Here is a 22287-nt window from a genome sequence, read left to right as displayed (position 1 = left end):
GTGAAACGATCCCTTTTGAGTAATCTTAAAACAAAACTATCCATTTTTTCATTATACAACAGTATCAGTGCTTAATTTAGACCACCTAATTGCCATAGGAAAGCATAATTTCAGGATTTGGGCAATTAATTTGATATTTTCCCATGTCTTTAGGAGCACAAACTCCCGGATAATCTCCTTCATTGCCTTCAAGGTCCAGAATCAATTGAAAATGTAAATGTGGTGGCCAATCTCCATTTTCAGGATAAGGCCCTATATGACAAAAAACCTCACCGGCAGAAACCCGCTGCCCCTTTTCCAGCCCCACCAAATCCGATCTTTTTAAATGACCATAAAGGGTATAAAATGCCTCACCATGAATCTTGTGCTCCAAAATAATTGCGGGTCCATAATTACCAAAAGCACCATTATCCTGAAAACTATGTATCTGGCCATCTAAGGGAGCATAAACAGGCTGCCCTTCCTTTGCCCATATATCAATACCCAAATGAACATTCCTAAACTCCTCTTCAGATCTACCAAACACCTCACTTCGCTGATAAATTGCTCTTGGTTCCATATATCCACCAAATCCAAAATCCTTTCCTTCTGCGTTCAATTTCCCAAAAACATAATTACTGAATTCAACAGTATCTTTTAAATTCAGATTTTTTAAATCCTTATTTCCTGCTGTAAAATCCAATTTTAATGAATTTCCCGCGGTCAATTTTAAGCCCATTATGGGAAAATGAGTGCTATCACTTAGTATTTTGATTATATTTTGCATGCAGGATAATTTGTCGAAAGATACAAATTTTGGCTTCAAAGTGTTAACTTTATAGTAGATGCAACAATTCAGATTTCCACAACTCATTGACCTCAAGCAGGCCTATCAGCGGATCATGGCCTATATTCATCGTACCCCGATAATGACCTGCGACGCTATTGATGAAATAGCTGAATGCCAATTATATTTTAAGTGTGAAAATCTGCAAAAAGTAGGAGCTTTCAAGGCCCGCGGAGCTACCAATGCTATACTCAAACTCCCCCCAGAACTTAGACATAATGGCGTCGCCACCCACAGTAGCGGCAACCATGCAGCGGCGCTATCAAGAGCAGCCAGTGAAACGGGGACCAAAGCTTTTATCGTTATGCCATCCAATGCCCCTGCCATCAAAAAGGCTGCAGTGAAAAGTTATGGAGGAGAAATCATTGAGTGCGAACCTAACCTAAAGGCCAGGGAAAAGACATTGGAAAAAGTAGTTGAAGAAACTGGGGCTGCATTTATTCCTCCTTATGATTATATGGACGTAATAGAGGGTCAGGCTACCTGCGCCTTGGAAATGTGGGATGAAGGAATCCCCTTTGATGCCATTGTTACACCAGTGGGTGGCGGTGGATTGCTTGCAGGCACAGCTTTGGCCACCCATTTCTTGTCGCCAAAAACCTTAGTCTACGGAGCAGAACCCAAAGGTGCAGATGACGCCCAAAGGAGTTTAAAGGCTAAGCATATCATCCCCATGGAAAATCCCAAAACTATAGCTGATGGTCTTTTGACATCATTGGGTGAACGTAATTTTATTTTGATATCAAAATACGTAAAGGATATTTTCACTGTCACAGATGAAGAAATTATTGCTGCAATGCGACTGGTTTTTGAAAGAATGAAACTGGTCATTGAACCCAGCAGTGCTGTGGCTCTAGCAGTAGTTTTGGCCAATAAAGAGGTCTTTAAGGATAAAAAAGTCGGTATCATCATTTCTGGTGGAAATGTAGATGTCAGTAAACTGCCTTTTTAATTTGGTTCCACTGCAGTTTAGTAAAGCATATTCATTTCCAATTATAAAAAAACCGGCCTTTGGGCCGGTTTTAAACTGCTTCACTTTTTCACTCTATCAGGCTGTTACACCATATAGTTCTTTTAATTTATCTACGGTATAATCTACTTCTTCTATTGTATTGAAACGACTAAAGGAGAATCTCACGGAATCCCTTTCCGGACTGGCATTCAAAGCCCTCAATACATGGGACCCAACTGTTGCCCCACTGCTGCAAGCTGAGCCTCCTGAGGCAGAAATGCCACTAAGATCCAAATTAAACAACAACATACCGCTGTTTTGTTCTGAAGGAGGAAGACTGACATTCAACACCGTATAAAGGCTTTTGTCCAAATCGCCAGAAAGGCCATTAAACTCCACTCCAGGAATATCCTGCTTCAAACGCTCAATGAATCTGGCTTTTATTTCTTGGATTTGCTTTTGATGGTCAGCCATTTCTTCATAGGCCAGCTCCAAGGCTTTAGCAATTCCAACTATGCCATAAACATTCTCTGTTCCTCCACGCATATTGCGTTCCTGCGCTCCTCCATATATAAACGGGCGAATCTTTTTTTTCTTGTTCAGGTATAAAAAACCTGAGCCTTTTGGTCCATGAAATTTATGCCCCCCAGCCACGATGGCATCAATTGACAAATTCTTTAGATCATGAACATAATGCCCCATGGTCTGCACCGTATCAGAATGGAAAAACACCTCATACTCTTTGCAGATTTCGCCAATGGTAGCAATATCATTGATATTTCCAACCTCATTATTGGCATGCATAATGGATACCATGGACTTCGGATGAGACTTCACCCATTCAGTCAAATGGCCCATGTCGATTTCACCCTTGTCATTTACCTCCGTGTAGCTGAGCTTAATTTCCCCAGCCTTTTCACACATTTGAAGCGTATGAAGCACAGCATGGTGTTCAATTGGAGAAGTTAAAACTTCCTTAATGCCGAAACTTTCAATAGCACATACCAAAGCCGTGTTATCTGCTTCAGTCCCTCCTGAGGTAAAGAAAATCTCTCCGGGACTTACATTAAGCAATTCAGCAACTTTCTTTCTAGACCGTTCTATTGCCGTCCTCACTTCCCTGCCATGTGAATGAACAGATGATGGATTTCCATAATGCCCCGTCATATAGGGCAACATGGCTTCCAAAACCTTTTCATCTAGTGCAGTAGTAGCTGCATTATCAAAATAAACTTTCATTCTCTATTATACTTGGGTTGGGTATTACTACTTGGTCAATGAAATCACCTCCTTGATATCAAGGATCAATTTATTGGCCAAGTGCTCGGCAGTAGCCTGACTTTCTGATTCGGAATAAATCCTGATAATTGGTTCTGTATTTGATTTACGCAAATGAACCCATTCTTTATCAAATTCTATTTTCACCCCATCAATTTCATTAATGGGCTGCTTACTATATTTTCTTGTGATCTCATCCAGTATTGAATCAACATCAATTTCCGGAGTAAGTTCAATTTTATTCTTTGAGATATAATAGTTCGGATAACTTGCCCTTAACCTACTGGCAGTCTTTCCAAACTTAGCCAAATGAGTCAAAAACAAACCAATTCCTACCAAGGCATCACGCCCATAGTGAGAAGCGGGATAAATCACCCCTCCATTACCTTCTCCGCCGATAACCGCATTGGTTTCCTTCATTTTATTCACCACATTGACCTCTCCTACCGCAGCAGCATTATATACTCCTTGGTGCTTTTCAGTAACGTCCCTCAAGGCTCTGGTTGAACTCAGATTGGAAACAGTATTTCCTGGAGTTTGGGATAAGACATAATCTGAAACAGCCACTAAGGTATATTCTTCTCCAAACGGAGTGCCATCTTCTGTCAGAAAAGCCAAACGGTCAACGTCAGGATCCACCACAATACCAAGATCAAACTTGCCATTATGCAATTTTCCAGAAATATCCCTTAAGTTTTCTGGCAATGGCTCAGGATTATGAGGGAAATAACCATTCGGCTCACAGTACATTTCCTCAATATGCTCCACGCCTAAAGCTGTCAGCAACTTAGGCAATGCCAGCCCTCCTGTTGAATTGACACAGTCAATAACAACTTTAAATTTTCTGGCTGCAATAGCCTCTTTATCCACCAAGTCAAGACTAAGCACATGTTCAATATGCCTGTCCAAATAATCATCCACTAGAGTATAGGCACCAAGCTTTTTAACTTCAGCAAACTTGAAATCCTCCTTTTCTGCCTTTTCCAGCACTTCCTTGCCATCCTGATCGGAAATAAATTCCCCTTTATCATTAAGCAGCTTCAATGCATTCCACTGCACAGGATTATGGCTGGCAGTAAGGATGATTCCCCCTCCTGCTTTTTCCAATGGCACCGCAAATTCCACCGTTGGAGTGGTACTTAGTCCTAAGTCAATTACATGTATTCCCAATCCCTGAAGGGTCGCTGTCACCAATTTGGAGACCATATCTCCTGATATCCTAGCATCTCTTCCTACTACTACTTTTGGGTTATTGGTTTTTTCTAAAATCCATGCACCATAAGCAGAAGTGAATTTCACTACATCCAATGGGGTCAATGCTTCCCCGACTTTTCCTCCGATAGTTCCTCGAATACCGGAAATAGATTTAATTAAAGTCACTGATAAAGTGTTTATTTGATAGGTTAAAGAAAAAAATCCTGAATTCAACTAGAAACAGGAAGGGTTAAATGGTTGATTATTTGAATTTGGCCATGACTTTATTGACTTCGGAATCAGGATTACCGCATTGCGACTCATCATCCACTTTCTTGCCACAATAGCTACAAGTCTCACCTTCTTTATTCAAATAGGGGTTCTGAGAAGCACAAGTTCCTTTAAATTGCCCATTTTTCAAAAATATCAGCCTCACTGACATCAAGATGAAGAACAAGGCCAAAAACCCTAAAGTCAAATATACAGTTGTCATATCCAATTAATTTGCTCAAATTTACGTAATACTTTGAAAACGTCCACATAATAAGAATAGTTTCCCCTTTTTCTCATGTCTAAAATCTCCTCCCGTCAACAACAATTGGAAGCTTTTGACCGGCTACTGACCATTATGGATGAACTCAGGGAGCAGTGCCCTTGGGATCAAAAGCAGACCATTGAAAGCTTGAGGCACTTGACGATCGAAGAAACCTTTGAACTATCAGACGCCATCCTTGACAATGACCTGGAAGAGATAAAAAAAGAATTGGGAGATATTCTATTACACATTGTATTTTATGCCAAAATAGGTTCGGAGAAGAAGGCCTTTGATATTAGTACTGTGATCGATAGTCTATGTGAAAAGCTCATCAGACGACATCCCCATATATATGGAAACACAGAAGTGAAAGATGAAGAGGCAGTCAAGCAAAATTGGGAAAAAATTAAGCTGAAAGAAAAGGGCAATAAAAGTGTGCTCGGTGGAGTCCCCAGATCCCTTCCAGCCCTTATCAAAGCCATGCGCATTCAGGAAAAAGCCAGAGGAGTTGGATTTGACTGGGAAGAAAAAAGCCAGGTTTGGGAAAAGGTGGAAGAAGAAATGCAGGAATTTAAGTCTGAATTCAATGCCACAGAAAACAAGACCATCGATAAGGAAAAGGCTACAGGAGAATTTGGAGACTTATTGTTTTCACTGATCAATTACGCAAGGTTTATTGATATCAATCCAGAAGAAGCACTGGAAAAGACCAACAAAAAGTTCATACACCGCTTCCAATACCTCGAGAAATCAGCAAGCACTTCGGGAAAGAAGCTCGAAGATATGAGCCTTACTGAAATGGATAAATTCTGGAATGAGGCCAAAAATCAATAAAAAGTATAATTTTATTGGGTGATATGATTTTTGAGAAACAATTAATTTTTACTTTTGATCTAATTATCGGAAAACAAGCCAAATAACCCTTAGTTTGCATTTTACCATTGATTAACAAGAATCTTCCGTTTTGGCAAAAACAGATATAATTACCCGGTTTCTAATCTGGAGGCTCAAACACATCAGCACCAAGAATTTTGTTCTTATTCTTAGTGGTGTAATTGGTATTTTAACAGGCCTGGCAGCGGTAATTCTAAAGGAGTCAGTTCACTTTATCCAACATTGGCTATTCGAAACACTACAAATAGAATATGCTAATTTCTTTTTTATCCTCTATCCCATGATAGGGATATTCCTCACTTATGTTGTTGCCAAATACATCGTGAAGGATCACGGGGGCCATGGAATCCCCGATATTCTATATAACATCTCAAAGAAAAACAGCCTGATCCCAAGAGTAAAAATGTACAGCCGGGTAGTTACTTCCTGTCTTACTGTTGGACTTGGAGGATCTGTCGGTCTCGAAGCTCCTATTGTAGTTACTGGCTCAGCTATTGGCTCTAACTCTGGTAACCTGATGCACCTTAACGCCAAGAAAAGAAACATACTTATTGGTTGCGGAGCTGCAGGTGGTATATCAGCGATCTTTGGTTCTCCAATCGGTGGAGTTATATTTGCCATAGAAGTTATTTTGTTGGAGGTTAATGTAGGTTCCTTTATTCCTCTACTGATTGCTTCGGTGATGGGGTCACTGACTACCATGGTATTGATTGGTAATGACGTGATCTTCTCTTTTAATATTACTGATGAATTTATTGCCGCGCATACACCGTATTATTTGGCATTAGGTGTCATTACAGGTATTGTATCAGTTTATTTTAATCGCTCAGTTTTAAAGACTGAGAGCATGTTGGAGAACTTTAAGAATCCTTGGTTAAAAATTCTCTATGGTGGGGGAGTTTTGGGCTTGATGATATTTTTCTTTCCTCCGATATATGGAGAAGGCTATAATACCTTGAATTCATTGATTTCTGGAGATCCTTCAAACTTACTTGATAGAAGCCCTTTCTTCTCTGAAATAGATAACAATTATTTTATCCTGGTATACCTGTTATTGATTATCATCTCGAAACCAATAGCGGCAGCATTGACTATTGGTAGTGGCGGTAGTGGCGGGATATTTGCGCCTTCTCTATACGTAGGAGGGATAACGGGATTCCTTTTCGCCTATTCGAATAACTTCTTTGGCTCTTATATCCCACTTCCCGTGGCTCATTTTACACTAGTCGCTATGTGTGGGGTGATGAGCGGGGTGCAACATGCACCTTTGTCAGCGATATTCCTTATTGCCGAAGTCACAGGTGGCTATGAATTGTTTGTACCCCTCATGCTGGTGTCAGCCATATCTATGGCTACTGCAAGTTATTTCAATAAAAACTCCCTTTACAGAAGCCAATTAATCGAGCAAGGAAAACACATTCCCGAAACCAAGGACGAACAAGTTCTTGACCTAATTGACATTCGCAGGATCATGGAAAAAGATTTGCTTCCCATACATCCAGACGCCTGTCTTAAAGATCTTTGTGGACTCGTGAAACTCTCTAAGAGGAACATCTTCCCTGTAGTAGATGGAGAAGGTCAGCTAAACGGCATCATTACACTAGATGATATCCGGGATATTATGTTTGACCGTGAAAAGCAGGAAGCTGTTCAAATCCGCCATATCATGCACAGTCCTCCAGACAGCATTCAACCTACAGAAGGAATGCGAGAAGTGATGGATAAATTTGAAAAATCTGGTGCGTGGAACCTACCGGTGGTGGATAATGGTAGGTACTTGGGTTTTATAAGTAAGTCAAGAATCTTCAATGCCTATCGTACCAGATTAATTCGTCAACAGCAAGAATAATTACTCAGAAAAATAATATTCGGTCTTCAGCTTATCCACGCGTTATCCCAAGAGCCAAAATTATAATAATTTCATTTCCAGCCATTTATCCACAAATAGCCTTTTCAAATAAAGATATAAATCACTGTTTTACAGCCACTTAAGTATCAACCAAGCATCAGTGTGGATAAGTATTGATAATTGTGGATAAAATTCCAGTTAAAAATTAGGCCTTGTTTATGGCCGTTTTAACCCATATATTTTCTTCCAAACTATTGGTCTTGGGCAAAGCCTTGGAGTTAGAAAATTTCATATTTCAGAATAAAACAGCAGCAAAAACATCCAATACATTTTTCTGTATATGAAATCAATACTGGTATTAAACACCAACTAAGTATCGATTATTAACAGTAAAATAAATTACAAAGGAATAGGGAAGATTAAACCAATTTAAGGTTTTTGCAATCAGGAATTTGACAGTCCCCATAAAGCACCAAAGAATGACTGGTTATTGCCGAAGAAAATTCCTTACCCATTGCTTCTTTGATAGCATTGATACGCTCATCAGAAAATTCTCTGATCTTCCTACATTGATTGCAAACATGATGATCATGATGTTTGTAAGTTAGTGCTTGCTCATAAAGAGCTACTTTATCTTTAAACTGGTGTTTAACAGCCAATCCGCACTCAACCAGAAGATCCAGCGTATTATAAATGGTGGCTCGGCTAATAGAATAACCCTTGTTCCTCATCAATAGAAAAAGACCCTCAACATCAATATGTTCATCCTGAGGTAGTGCATACAATTCATCAATAACAGAAAAACGTTCAGGTGTTTTCCTACTTCCTTGTCGCAACAAAAAGTTCTCAAATATTTTCTTTGCTTTTTCTAAGATAGACTTCTCTGCCATAACATCATTTACTAAAAAATAAAGATGCAGGATTTTTTAGATTTTATCAAACTAAGCATTACATCTCCAAGCTATCGCCCCTTATTTGCTTTCAATCTAAATTAGCATAAGCAAAGCAAAATTGGTGATTGAGTAAGCTTATTTAATATTCACCTTACTGTCCATTGTGTAGACTTTTAAATATTTTCTTATTTTAAGTAGATAATATTAAATTGGTTATGTATGATCCTAAGGAAGTTTTTAATTCCCATATCCATCTTATTATTTTTCTCAATGGAAAGCTGGGCTCAAGTGCCGGGATTTTACATGAAAGAGAAAAAAAAGAAAACCCTTATCCCCTTCTATAACTACAATAATCTAATCATTTTGCCTGTTTCCATTAATGAAGGAAAGGAGATGAATTTCCTCATTGATACGGGTGTAAAATCAAACATACTTTTCAGCAAAAACCTAGGGGATGAACTGGGACTCTATTACACCAGAACCCTCAATCTTATGGGGGCAGATGGAAAAACAGTGCTCACTGCCTTGGTTTCTCCAAATAACACTATAGACTTAGGTCCTGTAGAAGGTTCAATTCAAGCCATCTTGGTTCTTACAGAAGATTTTCTTGAGTTGGAAAAAGTGATTGGGGTGCCTATCCATGGAATTTTAGGTTATGAATTTTTCAAGTACAACCCCATCAAAATAAACTATCAAATTAACTATCTCACCTTCTACAGCCCTGAAAGAATGAGCAAAAAACCCTTTGGGTATAGAAAAATTGACCTGGAATTTGATAATTACAAACCTTATGTGGAAGGCACAGTTAAACAAATTGAAGGCCCTGACTTGAATGGCAACTTCCTGATTGATACTGGTGCCAACCATGGTCTATTGCTGAATAGGGAAACTTCTGATGAAATAGTCCTGCCTCCCAACAATATAGAAACAGACCTTGGACGATCCTTAGGAGGAGACCTCTATGGCCATGCAGGACGGGTACAAAAATATTCCATTGGGAAACTAGATTTCAAAAAGGTCATTACTTCTTACCCAGATGAGACGGAATTCTCCTCTATTATTATTGAATCGGGGAGAATGGGAAGTTTAGGATCAGAGCTATTATCCCGTATGCAAATCATCATTGACTACCCCCGGGAGCAGATGTATTATAAAAAAGGATCAGGCTTTCACGCTGCTTTTAATTACGATATGAGTGGAATGAAAATTCGGATGACAAGTGCAGAAAATGGTAGATACTATGTGAGCAGCATCCGTGAAAATACACCTTCCTCAAAAGCAGGAATCAAAGCAGGAGATGAAATCCTTTCCATTAACCTTCTACCTGTAGAATATTGGGAACTGGCTGAAATAAATGATCTATTGCGCTCAGAGGAAGGAAAAACAATCCGTTTTACCATCATCAGAAACATCAGGGGAGCACTCGTTGAGCTGGATAAATCAATTGTGCTCAAAAAACAACTTTAAATAACTCATATACAGAAAGTAAAAGAATATCCTAGATTTTTTCTGCAATTTCAACTGAAATAAACTAAATTTAAAATACCTTTTTGATGACATATTTAAATTCCACACAATTGACCACCTATGGCACCATGTTTACTGACCGCTGTTAGGTTTAATGCTAACAATTTCCAAATAGCTTTTCTAAGTGAAGGGTTTATCCAAGATAAATCAAAGGAAACTGTGGAAGAAATCGAAAAAATCTTTCCGGCCTTACCAATAAACGCACTTGAATTTATTTATCAACAAATATGCTTCCATAAGCGCATTGAAACCTATATGCTAATAGGAGATGGCAGTTTTGAAAAGGTTCAAATACAAGGTAATATCGTAGGTCAAGGAGATTCAGAATTATTAAACATCATGATCTCATTAGATAGCAGCTTCAATGGTGAAGATGCTTGGATTTATGATAGGGATACTAGATCCATCATTCCTACTTCTGATTTTAATGGCACAATAAATAGCACAGAAGAGCTTATAAGACACCTTCAATTACTGGCCTCTGAAATAAAAGAAACGGATCTAAATAAATTTTTAGAGGATGAAAATAGTAATCCGCTAGATTATACTTGGATCACTATAACCAAGGAGTTAATTGGTACTGGAAGTAATAGATATAGCCTAATCAAGCTTAGTCATATAGAATTCATTTCCATTGACAAAGATTCGTTATCACTGGATCTCACCATAAAGGAAAAGCCTTCAGCTGTCTTTTTAGAACAGCGAGTTGAAAACAATGAGTTTAGGGCCTATGGAAATTTCTGTTCTATATTTGGGTTATCTGGTGAATCAGTAAATATCTCATGTCCAGAAGACTGGGAAAGCTATATTTTTCCTGAAGATCGGGAAAAACTATCACTTACATTTGAGCCTTTTGAAGAGCTTACAGCACCAGTTTTTTCGTATTATAGACTAAAACACCCAGAAAAAGACTTTATCTACGTGCAGGAAACTGCTAGAATATTTCAGGACCAAAACACGTCAAAAAGAATCACGGTTAGGATAATTGAAGATATTACCAATATCAATGAGCTAAACAGAGACATTTCTCTAGAAAACGACCATCATATTCCAGGACAAATCCCCTGTATGGTTTATCTTTTCGAACAAAAGCCAGATGGTAACCAAAGAATAATTTTTGCTAATGGAGTGGCCAACGAATTACTGGGAATAAGTCCCTCTCACTTAATGAGCGGAAAAAAGGCCCTTATGGAATTTATTCACCCGGAAGATGTAGATGGAGTAACCGAACATAACAAAGAAGTCTCTATAAACCAAGGAAATCCGGAGCAATACTTCAGAATAATAAGCCTCGAAGGACAGATCAAATCCATATTCTCCACATCAAGCAAATTCAATAGCTCCGAAAAAAACAATATTCGCATTGGCTACTTGATGGATATCACCTATCATCGAGAAGTGGAAATTAGGAACAAAAAGCACCTTGAACAATTTCAGTCCATCTATGACAATAGCCCATTGGCCATAATGAATTTTGACAAAAATGGCGCTATTCAAAGTGTAAATAAAACCTTACTAAAAAAGTTAAATATTGATGACCCCAGTCTAATCACTGGCAAAAACATTCGGGATTTTGCAACCAATGGCGATATAGACCAAGCCTTTTTCGAGGCCTTTAAAACAGGAAAGGGACATTATGAAGGCCCCTATTTATCTTCCCTCAATAATAGCCACTTCTACATTAGGCTAACTGTTGAGAAAATGGAATATGAGCAGGGGTACCAAGCATTCTTCGAAGACCTAAGTCAAAAAGAATATACCCAGCTGATCATGAATGATGTCGCTGAAATTTCTGCCCGATACAGTGATAAGGAATTTTTCAATGAAACCGTCAAGCTTATTACCAAGAAACTAGACATGGCAGTTAGTATTATTGGAGAATATCTTCCAGAAACCAATTCAATCCAATCTTTGGCTATGGCAGAAAATGGCAAATTGGTTCCTAATATCAGGTATTCTTTAGAGCATACTCCATGTGAAACATCCCTTTCTAGTGAAAATAAGATCACCATCTATGATGATCATGTATGCGAGATATTCCCACTTGATCAAATGCTTCTTGAGAAGAACATCCAATCTTATTGTTCAACAGGAATTAACGATAAGACTGGTAAAAAGATAGGAATCCTATTGATCATGGATACCAAAGCCCTGGACAATCAAACAGGCATAAAAAATATACTCACCATTTTAGGGGACAGAATAGGCGCAGATCTGCAAAGAATTAAGAACGAACAAAAACTAATAGAATCAAAGCAGCTCTACCAAAGCGTGGCAGAAAACTTCCCAAAAGGTACCGTGGATGTGCTTGACAGAGAGTTGAAGTATATTTACACAGAAGGAAATGAATACAAGAAATTAAAAGTAGATCCAAAAACGCTAATCGGTTCCTACCATTTGGAAAAGTATGATGATAAAACAGCAGCTTTTGCAAAAGGCCAACTGGATAAGGTGATGATGGGACAAACGGTAATATACGAAGTAAGCCTCAACGATCAAATCTACAAGAAGACCGGTGTTCCATTAAAAAATGAAAGAGATGAGGTCTTTAGAATCCTACTGGTTACACAAAATATTACCGAATCAAAAAAATCAGAAATTGAGCGGGAAAAACTCATAAAAGACCTTTCCAACCATAATGATGAACTGCAAAGATTTGCTTACATCGTTTCCCATAACTTAAGGGCACCAATTGTAAACATAACCTCGCTTTTAGACTTATATGATGAAGAAAAGCCGGATAGCCCAGAAAATATCGAGGTCATTGATAATTTAAAATTGACTGTGTCGATTTTGAATTCAACACTTACAGATTTAATAGAAGTGGTTTCCTTTAGAAAACAAAAGATTTTGAAGGTAGAAGAAATCTACTTGAATGATCTAATGAACAATTTAGAAAAGAGCATATTTAAACAATTACAGGAAGCCAATGTAAAAATTCATAAAAACTTCAGGACAGAAAAGGTCAATTATATCCACAGTCATATAGAAAACATCTTGATGAACTTTATGACTAATGCCATAAAATACAGCCATCCTGATCGCCATCCTGAAATTTGGATTGAATCTTCTATGCTGAACGACCACTTCCTACTAACTTTTAGGGACAATGGTATTGGTATAGATTTAGAAAAATATAAAGACCGCATTTTCGGACTATATCAACGCTTTCATTCTCATATTGAAGGCAAAGGCCTGGGCCTGTATTTGGTGAGGGAACAAATAAGGTCTCTCGAAGGAGAGATATTTTTAGAAAGTGAGTTGGGGAAAGGTACCTGCTTCAAAGTAATGCTAAAAAAATTAAGTCTAGCAGATAAACAAGCGAGTATTACTGAGGCTAACTAAAGACCTTTATCGAATTTTCCCAAACCCTAGAGGTTCTTTTGCGTGATTATATCTAAATTCGTGTAACAGATTTAACACAAACTATGAAAAAAGCGATTATTCCAATTCTTATTATTGCAGTAGTAGGTATTTTTGTCTACACCAAAGCGGTAGGTACTTACAACCAATTTGTGAAAACAGAAGAAAACATCAACGGTAAATGGGCCGAAGTGGAAACACAATATCAAAGAAGATCAGATCTGATTCCAAACTTGGTCAATACTGTAAAAGGTTATGCAGAATTTGAACAGGAAACTTTGCAAGGAGTAATTGAAGCCCGAGCGAAAGCTACCTCAGTAAATATCAATGCAGATGAATTAACACCAGAAAAAATTGCCCAGTTCCAACAAGCTCAGGACCAATTAAGCGGAAGTTTGAGCAGGCTACTGGTGGCAGTAGAAAGGTATCCTGACCTAAAGGCCAATCAAAACTTTTTGGATTTGCAGGCCCAACTAGAAGGCACAGAAAACAGAATTGCGGTAGCCAGAAGGAACTTTAACGAATCCGTACAATCCTATAATTCCAACCTTAGAACCTTTCCAAACAATATCTTTGCTGGCTGGTATGGCTTTGATAAAAAAGGTTATTTCGAAGCCACTGAGGGAGCAGAAAATGCACCAAGCGTAGAATTCTAAATTGACTCATTCAGCTGTCCGGGAAAATATTCCGGACAGCCAAAATATATGGCATGGCCGAAAAGTTATTCACAAAAGCACAAAAAGACCAGATCATTGCAGCCATCAAAGCTGCAGAAATGGAAACTAGTGGCGAAATTCAAGTACATCTGGAAAATCATTGCAAAGAAGATGTACTGGACAGGGCAGCAGATGTATTTGCTATGCTCAAAATGCACAAAACCAAGCTTAGAAACGGAGTATTATTTTATCTAGCTGTAGAGGATCATAAATTTGCCATTCTTGGAGATGGCGGGATCAATGCTTTAGTTCCTGACGATTTTTGGGAGGGTATTAAAACAAAAATGCTCGAATATTTTAAACAGGGAAATTACACTGAAGGATTGGTTACTGGCATAGGAATGTCCGGCAAAGCCTTGAAAGAACATTTCCCCTATGATCCTGATACAGATGAAAATGAACTCTCCGATGAAATTTCCTTTGGATAATATGCTTACCAAGAAATCCCCTCTATTCACCCTCATATTTTTTCTATTTACCAACCTGCTGATGGCCCAAGGGGATTTCCCTGAAAGACCCAATCCGCCAAAACTGGTAAACGATTTCACCAATACCCTGTCCAGTTCTGAGCAGGCTGCTCTTGAGCGTAAACTGGTAGCGTATAATGATAGTACATCGACACAAATTGCCGTCGTGCTTTTAAGCTCTGTGGGCCAATATGACATCAGCGACTATTCCTTTCAACTTGGAGAAAAGTGGGGTATAGGACAAGATGGAAAGGATAATGGGCTGTTGATCTTGGCTGCCATGAAAGATAGAAAAGTATTTATAGCCACGGGTTATGGTATGGAAGGTGCTGTTCCGGATGCCTTGGCCAGAAGAATCGTAGACAATGTCATAGTTCCCTCATTCAAGAGGGAAGCCTATTATGACGGATTGGATCAAGCCACTTCCATGATCATCAAACTGGCTAGTGGTGAGTATGATGCTGAAGATATTGAGAAAAAAGGAAATCATGGCGGGGCCATTTTCTTCGTCCTTTTCTTTATAGTGGTATTTGTTATTCTTCCACTGCTAAAAAACAGAAACGACAATGATAACCACATGGGTGGCAGAGGTGGCGGCGTTGACCTATTCACCTCATTGATGCTGATGAACCTTCTTGGCGGAGGCCGCAGAGGAGGCGGTGGTTTCGGAAACTTCTCCGGTGGTGGCGGCAGCTTTGGCGGGGGCGGTGGATTCGGAGGCGGAAGCTTCGGCGGCGGAGGTGCTGGAGGAAGTTGGTAATCAACAAATGAAAATTTTAAAAGGCTGCTAGAAATTAATATAGCAGCCTTTTTATTTTATTAATGACCATTACACCCTCATTAAAAGGGAATTCCATTAGCGCTTAGATTACCACATATTCTTGATAAAGCTATGCACTTCTTTTTTATAGATCCAAGCATACCAAGTGTAAGAACCGTGTCATATTAAAACATAAAATCTCCATTTTAAAACAAAGAAGTCTACAGCCCTACCATTTATATAATTTTTCTATTTTTACTCCCTTCTTATAAATAAGCTGAGTTTATTTATAAACAAATTATAATTATCTAAGTATATATGAACAAATTCCACCCCAATTTTCTCAGGGGGCTATTGATCTGTTCCCTGGCATTGGGAGCTATCTTTCACAGTGATGAAGCCCTTGCCCAACGCAAAAAGAAAAAAGATAAAAAAGCCGAAACAGAAACTCCTAAGCCCAAAGAAGACAAAAACGGTATTAAGCCTTATTCCAAGGTAATCACCGAGGAAGCAAAGAGCAAAGATGGACTTTTTACGGTACACCAGATTCAAGAAAAGTACTATTATGAAATTCCTGATAGCCTCATGGGGCGTGAAATGCTCGTTGTTACGACCATTGCCAAAACTGCAGATGGCATGGGCTACGGTGGTGAGCGTGCCAACACCCAAGTGGTACGTTGGGACCGAAAAGGAAATGATATTCTACTTAAAAAAGTATCCTATAATAACACGGCAGCCGATTCACTCCCAATTTATCATGCTGTGAAAAACTCGAACCTTGAGCCTATCATTTACAAATTTGATATTGAGGCCATCGCCAAGGATAGCAGCGGTGTAGTCATTGAGGTGACAGATCTTTTTTCTAAAGACATTAAGACCATTGGCCTTCCTGAATATAGAAGGAAAGCTTATAAGGTTTCTAGGTTAAGTACTGAGAAATCCTATATAGAGAGAATCAGTCCTTACCCTATTAATATTGAAAACCGCTATGTAATGACCTATGAGGCTTCTGAGCCACCATCCAACAGTAGCATGGGATCAATTACAGTTGAAATGAATTCCTCCATGGTCTTGCTTCCAAAAGAACCAATGAAGCAAAGACTACATGACCAAAGGGTAGGCTGGTTCACCACTACCGTTCAGGACTATGGCTTAGATGCCCAAAAGGCAGCAAAAAGAACTTACCTGGATCGTTGGAGGCTTGAGGTAAAAGAAGAAGATATTGAAAAATTCAAAGCAGGTGAATTGGTTGAGCCTAAAAAGCCAATTGTTTATTATATTGACCCAGCTACCCCTGAAAAGTGGGCACCATTTATCAAACAAGGTGTAGAAGACTGGAATGTAGCTTTTGAAGAAGCAGGCTTTAAAAATGCCATACAGGCCAAGTATGCCCCAAGTCCAGAGGAAGACCCGGACTGGAGTCCTGAAGATGCCCGATACTCAGTAGTCCGCTATTTCGCTTCGGATATCCAAAATGCTTATGGGCCCCACGTTTCCGATCCTAGATCGGGTGAGATCATTGAATCTGATATTGGCTGGTTCCATAATGTAATGAATTTACTCAGAAACTGGTATTTCGTACAAACTGCTGCTGTAAACCCAGATGCTAGAGGTGTAAAATTCAAAGACGAGGTAATGGGCAGGTTGATCCGCTTTGTTTCTGCACACGAAGTAGGTCACACCTTAGGACTTCCCCATAACTTTGCATCTTCCTATGCCTACCCTGTAGACTCTTTAAGAAGCGCTGAGTTTACCCAAAAATTTGGCACAGCACCATCCATTATGGATTATGCCAGGTTCAACTATATCGCCCAGCCTGAGGACAAGGATGTAAGTTTATTTCCAAATGTTGGCCCTTATGACAAATATGCGGTTGCCTGGGGTTACAGACCTATCTTGGATGCCCAAACCCCAGAGGATGAACAAAGCACTTTGGATAAATGGATATTGTCAAAAAATGATGATCCACTTTACCGATATGGTCGCCAAGGAAATTCCTATGACCCTAGTGCCCAAAACGAGGATTTAGGAGACAATGCCATGAAAGCCTCAGAATATGGCATTAAAAACCTAAAGAGGATCATGCCCAATCTAATTGATTGGTCTGCAGAGGATGATCAGCCATTTAAGAACTTCCAGGACTTGGAAGAAATGTATGGGCAAGTGGTTACACAGTTCAACCGATATATGGGGCATGTCCGTACCAATATAGGTGGAGTCTATGAAGTTTACCATTCTGCAGGACAGGACAAAGCTATCTATACTCATGTGGATAAAGACACGCAAAAAGCGGCTGTTTTATTCCTCAACGATCAATTATTCCAGACTCCAGAATGGTTAATTGACAACAAAATCATAGAAAGGACAGAGGATTTTGGATATACGGACAGGATTCGCAGTGCTCAGGAAAGAATCTTAACGAGTATCCTCGACTGGGGCAGACTGGCAAGGGTAATTGAAAATACAGCCCTCAATGGTGATCAAGCCTATAATATGCTGAACCTATTTGATGATTTGAGAGCTGGAATATGGACTGAACTATCTGCAGGCAAAGCCATAGATGTCTATAGAAGAAGCCTTCAGCGTGCCCTTATTGAAAGGCTCCAATACTTATTGAAAGGAGAAGCATCAGGATATGGAAAACAGATCAATGCTTCCCAATCGGATATTAGACCAATTGTTAGAGCGGAACTAAAAACCTTACAAAGGATGATCAAGGCTGCCATCCCTAGAACCTCCGATAAAGTTTCCAAAATCCACTTGGAAGATTTATTGGCCAGGATTGATGCCATTTTGGACCCAAAGTAATGATCTAGTTAAATGGAATGTATTAAAGGGGAACAATGTGTTCCCCTTTTTTCGTTTTCAAAATATAAATAAGCTTTGGACCAAGCCTAATAATGTATCATTAGGTTAAATCCATTAAATTCTTGTAATTTTAGCCCGGTAATCCTGAAAACCTAAATTTAGATATGTCTTCAAAATCTGCTGAAATACTCAAAGATAATCAACTTCGTATCACTAGTTGCAGAAGAGATGTGCTCAAGGCTTTTTTAAAAAAGGACATTGCACTGTCTCATTCTGATCTTGAGGAAGCATTAAAGGAAAACTTTGACAGGGTTACCATATACCGCACCCTAAAAACATTTCTGGAGAGTGATATCATTCACAAGGTATTAGATGATACAGGGGTAACCAAATATGCTCTTTGCCATCATGACGCTTCTGAAAGTCATCATGATCACGAACATGTGCATTTCAAATGCGATGTTTGTGGAGAAACCCAGTGTATTGCTGAAATTGCACTGCCATCTATTAGCCTACCTGAAGGTTATATCGTAAAGGAAAAAAGTCTATTGGTGCATGGCACCTGCAACAAATGCAGCTAAACTTCCATTGGAGGCCCAGGTTTTTTAGTTTTTGGACCATCTGTAGGCCAAATTACTCCTGGAGGTAAATCAATCTTTGGTGGTGAACTATCTTCTACTCCCCCATCTCCATCATCTCCCCTATTTCTACCTTTTCCAAAAGGTGGACGTGACATAGTAACAATAAAATACACAAGCAGCACGTAAGCTATTCCACATAAAATCATATCTATGGTTAGACTGCTCATAATAATTATTTGTTTAGGATAATTTACAAGAAATATCGCTATAAGTCAATAAGCTGACACACATCATTTTACTATTCATATAGATTTTTTTGGATATCAATTTTTTATTGTCACAAGCCCTTCTCAAGAAAATTTTCGACTGGAAATAAGAAGGAACTGAAAAATCCAGTACTGCTAAAAAACCAGCGATTCCTTTGTCAAACAGCCTATTTTTTGCCCCCAACAGGAAAAAAATCCCCGCTATTTCCCAATCTACTTGTTAAATACCTCATATCATCGGATATTTGCCGTTCGAAAAACTAATGCCATGATTGTAAAAACAAAAAAATACAAGCTAGAAACAGGTACCTACGTAAAAATGGGTTTAGTAAATGTCTTGAAAGATCAATGGTGGGTCATATTGATCGCTGTGGCTATTGCTTGTGGATACTTCTGGATTCCTTCTTGGTGGTGGATCAGCATGGCCATTTTGGCTTATGTGCTTTATATCCTTTTTTGGGTGATCCAATTTGCAGGAGTAAGTCAGATGGAACAGAACAAAGTGATGTTTGAAAAGCTTGCTTACGAAATCGACAGCCGTCAGATCATGATGAAGATCAATACCAAACAGGGCATGCCCATCAACTGGTCAATGATCAAAAAAGTGGAAATCACCAAAGACGCATTTGTACTGGTAATGTCAAAAGCTCAATTTATACATCTTCCTTTCAAAATCTTCAACACTGAAAATGAAAGAAAGTTTGTAGAAACAATTTTAAAAAGAAAAGGATATATCAATTAATATAAAGGACCGGCACAAGCTGGTCCTTTTCTTTTTTGACCAAATAAAAAAGGTGCTCTACCTAGGCTTTAAACTTAGAAGAACCACCTTGATTCTATTCTTTTCGGTCCTTTTAGGACTTCAGCTCATAGCCATTCTCGTAATCGTAGTGCAACATACTTGAGGCCTCTACATCATAGTGAAAATCTTGCGCTTTAGGGTCCCAATGCAATGTTCTACCCAATTTATTGGCAATATTCCCAAGAGAGCAAACAGTACAGGTACTATGCCCAATCTCTACATTAGCAATAGGGTCTTTTCTTCTAATTACACTTTGGATAAAATCCACATAATGGGCAGGCGCCTCGGAAATATTCTGCTCTTGATCAGGGACCTTTAAGCTTGGGTCTGAAGATTTAAATCCACCCCTGCTGACCTGAATCCAGCCTTTCTCTCCAAAAAACTTAACTCCTCTCGTGTCACCATCAAAAGGCTCTGCTGTCATCACAATGCCATTGGCATATGTAAAGGTTAATGGATTACCATTTTTTTGTGGAATGATCTCTACCGGCCCATTTTTATCCATACTGATCCCCCATTGGGCAATATCAAACATATGCGCACCCCAATCGGTCATCAAGCCTCCACCGGTTTCTTCATACCATCTCCAAGCTCCCCATACTTGTTCATTTTGAACTGGATCAACCGTAATAGGTGGATTTAAATCAGCATTATAATGCACTGGCTTTATTGGCCCCAGCCAAAGCTTCCAGTTCAAGTCAGAGGGAATACTTTCTTCAGGCAAGTCATAAGGCTTGGGAGATTCCGGTTGACCGACATTGGCTTTCACATGGGTAATCTTCCCAATATGCCCCTTCTGGACCATTCTGACTGCATATTGAAAATTTGTTTCGGATCGCTGTTGACTACCGACTGCCAGAACAATGGAATTATCACGAACAGCTTTTACTAGTGCCTGACCCTCTTTAATTGTAAAGGTCAATGGCTTTTCCAAGTAAATGTCCTTTTTGGCGTGACAAGCATCAATGGCAATCATCGCATGCCAAAAATCCGGAGTTGCGATAACTACTGCATCGATATCATCCCGTTCCAGTAGGTCCTGATAATTTTCATAAACAGGAATGTCCCCTGGAATCTTGCCATAATGCTTAGCCACTTCATGCTGAAAACGTTCTCTTTTGACACCATATACATCACAGCCTGCAATCACCTCCACTTGAGGAATTTTAATCATCCCTTTCAAAATACCATAGGATTGTCTTCCCATCCCAATAAAGCCCAAACGAACTTTACTGCTCTCTGGCAAACTGTTTAAATCTGAAGTTGGTTTGGCAAAATTAAGCTGTGGAATAACGGAAAGGCCTGCAGCACTTAATAGGGAAGCCCCCATGAATTTCCTTCTTGAAAAATGCGAGGAATCTTTTTTACGCATGATGGTTTTGGGTCTAGTTGAGTAAATTGTATTTGTTGAAAATACATTCCCAGTTTTGATTTAGCAAACCCAGATGACCCAATTCAAATTAATAATTGCCCATACAAGCTATTTTTAGAAGGCTTCTTCTATTTCATATTTGTCAATGGTAAAAAATAACCGGTCGTTCTTTTCAAAATTCCTTCTGGGAGCGGCTTTTATACTGATCTGCTTACCTTCATCATCTACCAGACGTACAATTTGATGGTCTCCATAGTACAATGTCCTCGCCACTTCACCACTTAGTGGCTGTTCAGAATTTTTCTTTATTTTCGCATCCTCGGACCTGAACAGGATTTTTACCTTCTCAGTAAAATTCTTGGACTGCTCATCAGATATAAAACCAAAGCCGCAATAAAAACCATCCTCTGTTGGAGTGGCTAGAATTTCATTCCTTTTACCAAAGAAATTGGCGACGTAGGCATTGGCTGGATTTTTATAGATATTCACAGGGCTATCTACTTGCTGTAACTTGCCCTTGTGCAAAATAGCGATGGTATCTGCCACAGAAAGGGCATCCTTCGCGTGATGACTAGCTAAAATTGCCGTAACTCCACTACCTTTTACAATATCAATCAGGTCCTCACTGATCTCATTTTTAAATCGGGTATCCAGACTTCTAAAGGGATCATCTAATAACAACAATTTTGGCTTGGAAGCCAAAGCCCTGGCCAATGCTGCCCTTTGCCTTTGGCCTGAGGAAAGCTGATGAGGATATAAAGCAAAGCTATCTTCCAGTCCCACTAGTGCCAGACTATCCTTGGCAATATTTCGGGCATTCTTTTCCTTTTGGTGAAGGGCACAACGGACATTTTCCAAAAGTGTCATTTGGGGAAACAAAGCATAATCCTCAAAAATCACCCCCACTCCACGCTGATTCGCTGGCGTGGCCATCTTTCCATTTACGATAGTTTGCCCAGCATAAGTAATCCTTCCCTTATCCGGATGCTCCAAACCTGCGATCAATTTCAATAAGGTCGTTTTCCCGGAACCATTCTCTCCAACAATGGCTATTATCTCTCCTTCCTTTACATCAAGGTCAATGTGTTGAAGGGAATTTCCTTTGGATTGGGGATATTTTTTACTAATGTCGTGAAGGGAGAGTAAGTTCATGCTTTACTAATGCTTCAAAGTTTCGTTGCGACTAAAAAAGTGGGCTGTTCCT

General features: G+C 39.2%; 19 protein-coding genes. 11 read left to right on the top strand and 8 right to left on the bottom strand.

The genetic code is table 11. From position 1 onward, the window contains the following. Positions 1 to 85: 85 nt before the first annotated feature. The gene (locus tag KMW37_RS15745; RefSeq protein ID WP_215225600.1) at positions 86 to 766 is read right to left on the bottom strand and encodes a peptidoglycan DD-metalloendopeptidase family protein; all 681 of its coding nucleotides are present in this window, start codon (positions 764 to 766) and stop codon (positions 86 to 88) included. 58 nt (positions 767 to 824) lie between these two features. Between KMW37_RS15745 and KMW37_RS15740 the strand changes: the two genes are divergently transcribed. Continuing rightward, positions 825 to 1778 carry a pyridoxal-phosphate dependent enzyme gene (locus KMW37_RS15740; RefSeq protein WP_215225599.1) on the top strand — a complete coding sequence of 318 codons (954 nt, stop codon included), beginning with the start codon at positions 825 to 827 and terminating at the stop codon, positions 1776 to 1778. Between the two features lie 96 nt (positions 1779 to 1874). On the opposite strand, the gene KMW37_RS15735 is transcribed toward KMW37_RS15740, so the two are convergent. The 3 genes from KMW37_RS15735 to KMW37_RS15725 form a co-directional block, all read right to left on the bottom strand. Next, on the bottom strand, positions 1875 to 3017 hold the full coding sequence (locus KMW37_RS15735; RefSeq protein ID WP_215225598.1) for a cysteine desulfurase family protein: 1143 nt from the start codon (positions 3015 to 3017) through the stop codon (positions 1875 to 1877). 27 nt (positions 3018 to 3044) lie between these two features. Continuing rightward, entirely contained in the window at positions 3045 to 4436 is a 1392-nt protein-coding gene (glmM, locus tag KMW37_RS15730) for a phosphoglucosamine mutase (RefSeq protein ID WP_215225597.1), read from the bottom strand. Positions 4437 to 4512: 76 nt separating this feature from the next. Then, the gene (locus KMW37_RS15725; RefSeq protein ID WP_186757127.1) at positions 4513 to 4743 is read right to left on the bottom strand and encodes a hypothetical protein; all 231 of its coding nucleotides are present in this window, start codon (positions 4741 to 4743) and stop codon (positions 4513 to 4515) included. Positions 4744 to 4818: 75 nt separating this feature from the next. Here KMW37_RS15725 and mazG point away from each other — a divergent pair, with 75 nt between their 5' ends. Both mazG and KMW37_RS15715 read left to right on the top strand, forming a co-directional pair. Continuing rightward, positions 4819 to 5619 (top strand): nucleoside triphosphate pyrophosphohydrolase, encoded by an 801-nt coding sequence (gene mazG / locus KMW37_RS15720; RefSeq protein WP_215225596.1) that lies wholly within the window; start codon positions 4819 to 4821, stop codon positions 5617 to 5619. Between the two features lie 130 nt (positions 5620 to 5749). Next, positions 5750 to 7528, top strand: a complete 1779-nt coding sequence (locus KMW37_RS15715; RefSeq protein WP_215225595.1) for a chloride channel protein — start codon at positions 5750 to 5752, stop codon at positions 7526 to 7528. Positions 7529 to 7947: 419 nt separating this feature from the next. Here KMW37_RS15715 and KMW37_RS15710 read toward each other — a convergent pair whose 3' ends face one another. Continuing rightward, a complete protein-coding gene (locus KMW37_RS15710) occupies positions 7948 to 8418 on the bottom strand; it encodes a Fur family transcriptional regulator (RefSeq protein ID WP_186757124.1) in 471 nt (156 codons plus the stop codon). Positions 8419 to 8724: 306 nt separating this feature from the next. Between KMW37_RS15710 and KMW37_RS15705 the strand changes: the two genes are divergently transcribed. The 7 genes from KMW37_RS15705 (at position 8725) to KMW37_RS15675 (ending at position 18643) form a co-directional block, all read left to right on the top strand. Further along, positions 8725 to 9888, top strand: a complete 1164-nt coding sequence (locus KMW37_RS15705) for a pepsin/retropepsin-like aspartic protease family protein (protein WP_246581527.1) — start codon at positions 8725 to 8727, stop codon at positions 9886 to 9888. 120 nt (positions 9889 to 10008) lie between these two features. Beyond that, positions 10009 to 13293, top strand: a complete 3285-nt coding sequence (locus tag KMW37_RS15700; protein ID WP_215225593.1) for an ATP-binding protein — start codon at positions 10009 to 10011, stop codon at positions 13291 to 13293. Between the two features lie 83 nt (positions 13294 to 13376). Beyond that, a complete protein-coding gene (locus KMW37_RS15695) occupies positions 13377 to 13967 on the top strand; it encodes a LemA family protein (protein WP_215225592.1) in 591 nt (196 codons plus the stop codon). Positions 13968 to 14020: 53 nt separating this feature from the next. Further along, positions 14021 to 14455, top strand: a complete 435-nt coding sequence (locus KMW37_RS15690; protein WP_215225591.1) for a TPM domain-containing protein — start codon at positions 14021 to 14023, stop codon at positions 14453 to 14455. Continuing rightward, entirely contained in the window at positions 14436 to 15254 is an 819-nt protein-coding gene (locus tag KMW37_RS15685) for a TPM domain-containing protein (RefSeq protein ID WP_215225590.1), read from the top strand. Before KMW37_RS15690 ends, KMW37_RS15685 begins: the two co-directional genes overlap by 20 nt. Before the next feature lie 318 nt (positions 15255 to 15572). Beyond that, positions 15573 to 18062, top strand: coding sequence for a zinc-dependent metalloprotease (locus KMW37_RS15680; RefSeq protein WP_215225589.1), 2490 nt, complete (start codon positions 15573 to 15575; stop codon positions 18060 to 18062). A gap of 164 nt (positions 18063 to 18226) precedes the next feature. Next, a complete protein-coding gene (locus tag KMW37_RS15675; RefSeq protein WP_215225588.1) occupies positions 18227 to 18643 on the top strand; it encodes a Fur family transcriptional regulator in 417 nt (138 codons plus the stop codon). On the opposite strand, the gene KMW37_RS15670 is transcribed toward KMW37_RS15675, so the two are convergent. Beyond that, complete coding sequence (locus KMW37_RS15670; RefSeq protein WP_215225587.1) at positions 18640 to 18870, bottom strand: hypothetical protein; 231 nt, start codon at positions 18868 to 18870, stop codon at positions 18640 to 18642. The two genes, KMW37_RS15675 and KMW37_RS15670, sit on opposite strands and share 4 nt — an antisense overlap. Before the next feature lie 307 nt (positions 18871 to 19177). On the opposite strand from KMW37_RS15670, the gene KMW37_RS15665 reads away from it, so the two are divergent. Beyond that, a complete protein-coding gene (locus tag KMW37_RS15665) occupies positions 19178 to 19651 on the top strand; it encodes a YcxB family protein (protein WP_215225586.1) in 474 nt (157 codons plus the stop codon). Positions 19652 to 19763: 112 nt separating this feature from the next. Here the strand turns inward: KMW37_RS15665 and KMW37_RS15660 are convergent, their stop codons facing one another. Continuing rightward, positions 19764 to 21083 carry a Gfo/Idh/MocA family protein gene (locus KMW37_RS15660; RefSeq protein WP_215225585.1) on the bottom strand — a complete coding sequence of 440 codons (1320 nt, stop codon included), beginning with the start codon at positions 21081 to 21083 and terminating at the stop codon, positions 19764 to 19766. Between the two features lie 114 nt (positions 21084 to 21197). Continuing rightward, on the bottom strand, positions 21198 to 22235 hold the full coding sequence (locus tag KMW37_RS15655) for an ABC transporter ATP-binding protein (protein ID WP_215225584.1): 1038 nt from the start codon (positions 22233 to 22235) through the stop codon (positions 21198 to 21200). Between the last annotated feature and the right edge of the window lie 52 nt (positions 22236 to 22287).

Origin of the sequence: Echinicola shivajiensis, assembly GCF_018642165.1 — a bacterium.
Taxonomy (GTDB): Bacteria; Bacteroidota; Bacteroidia; order Cytophagales; family Cyclobacteriaceae; genus Echinicola; species Echinicola shivajiensis.
This window is presented reverse-complemented; position numbering and strand designations above follow the sequence as displayed.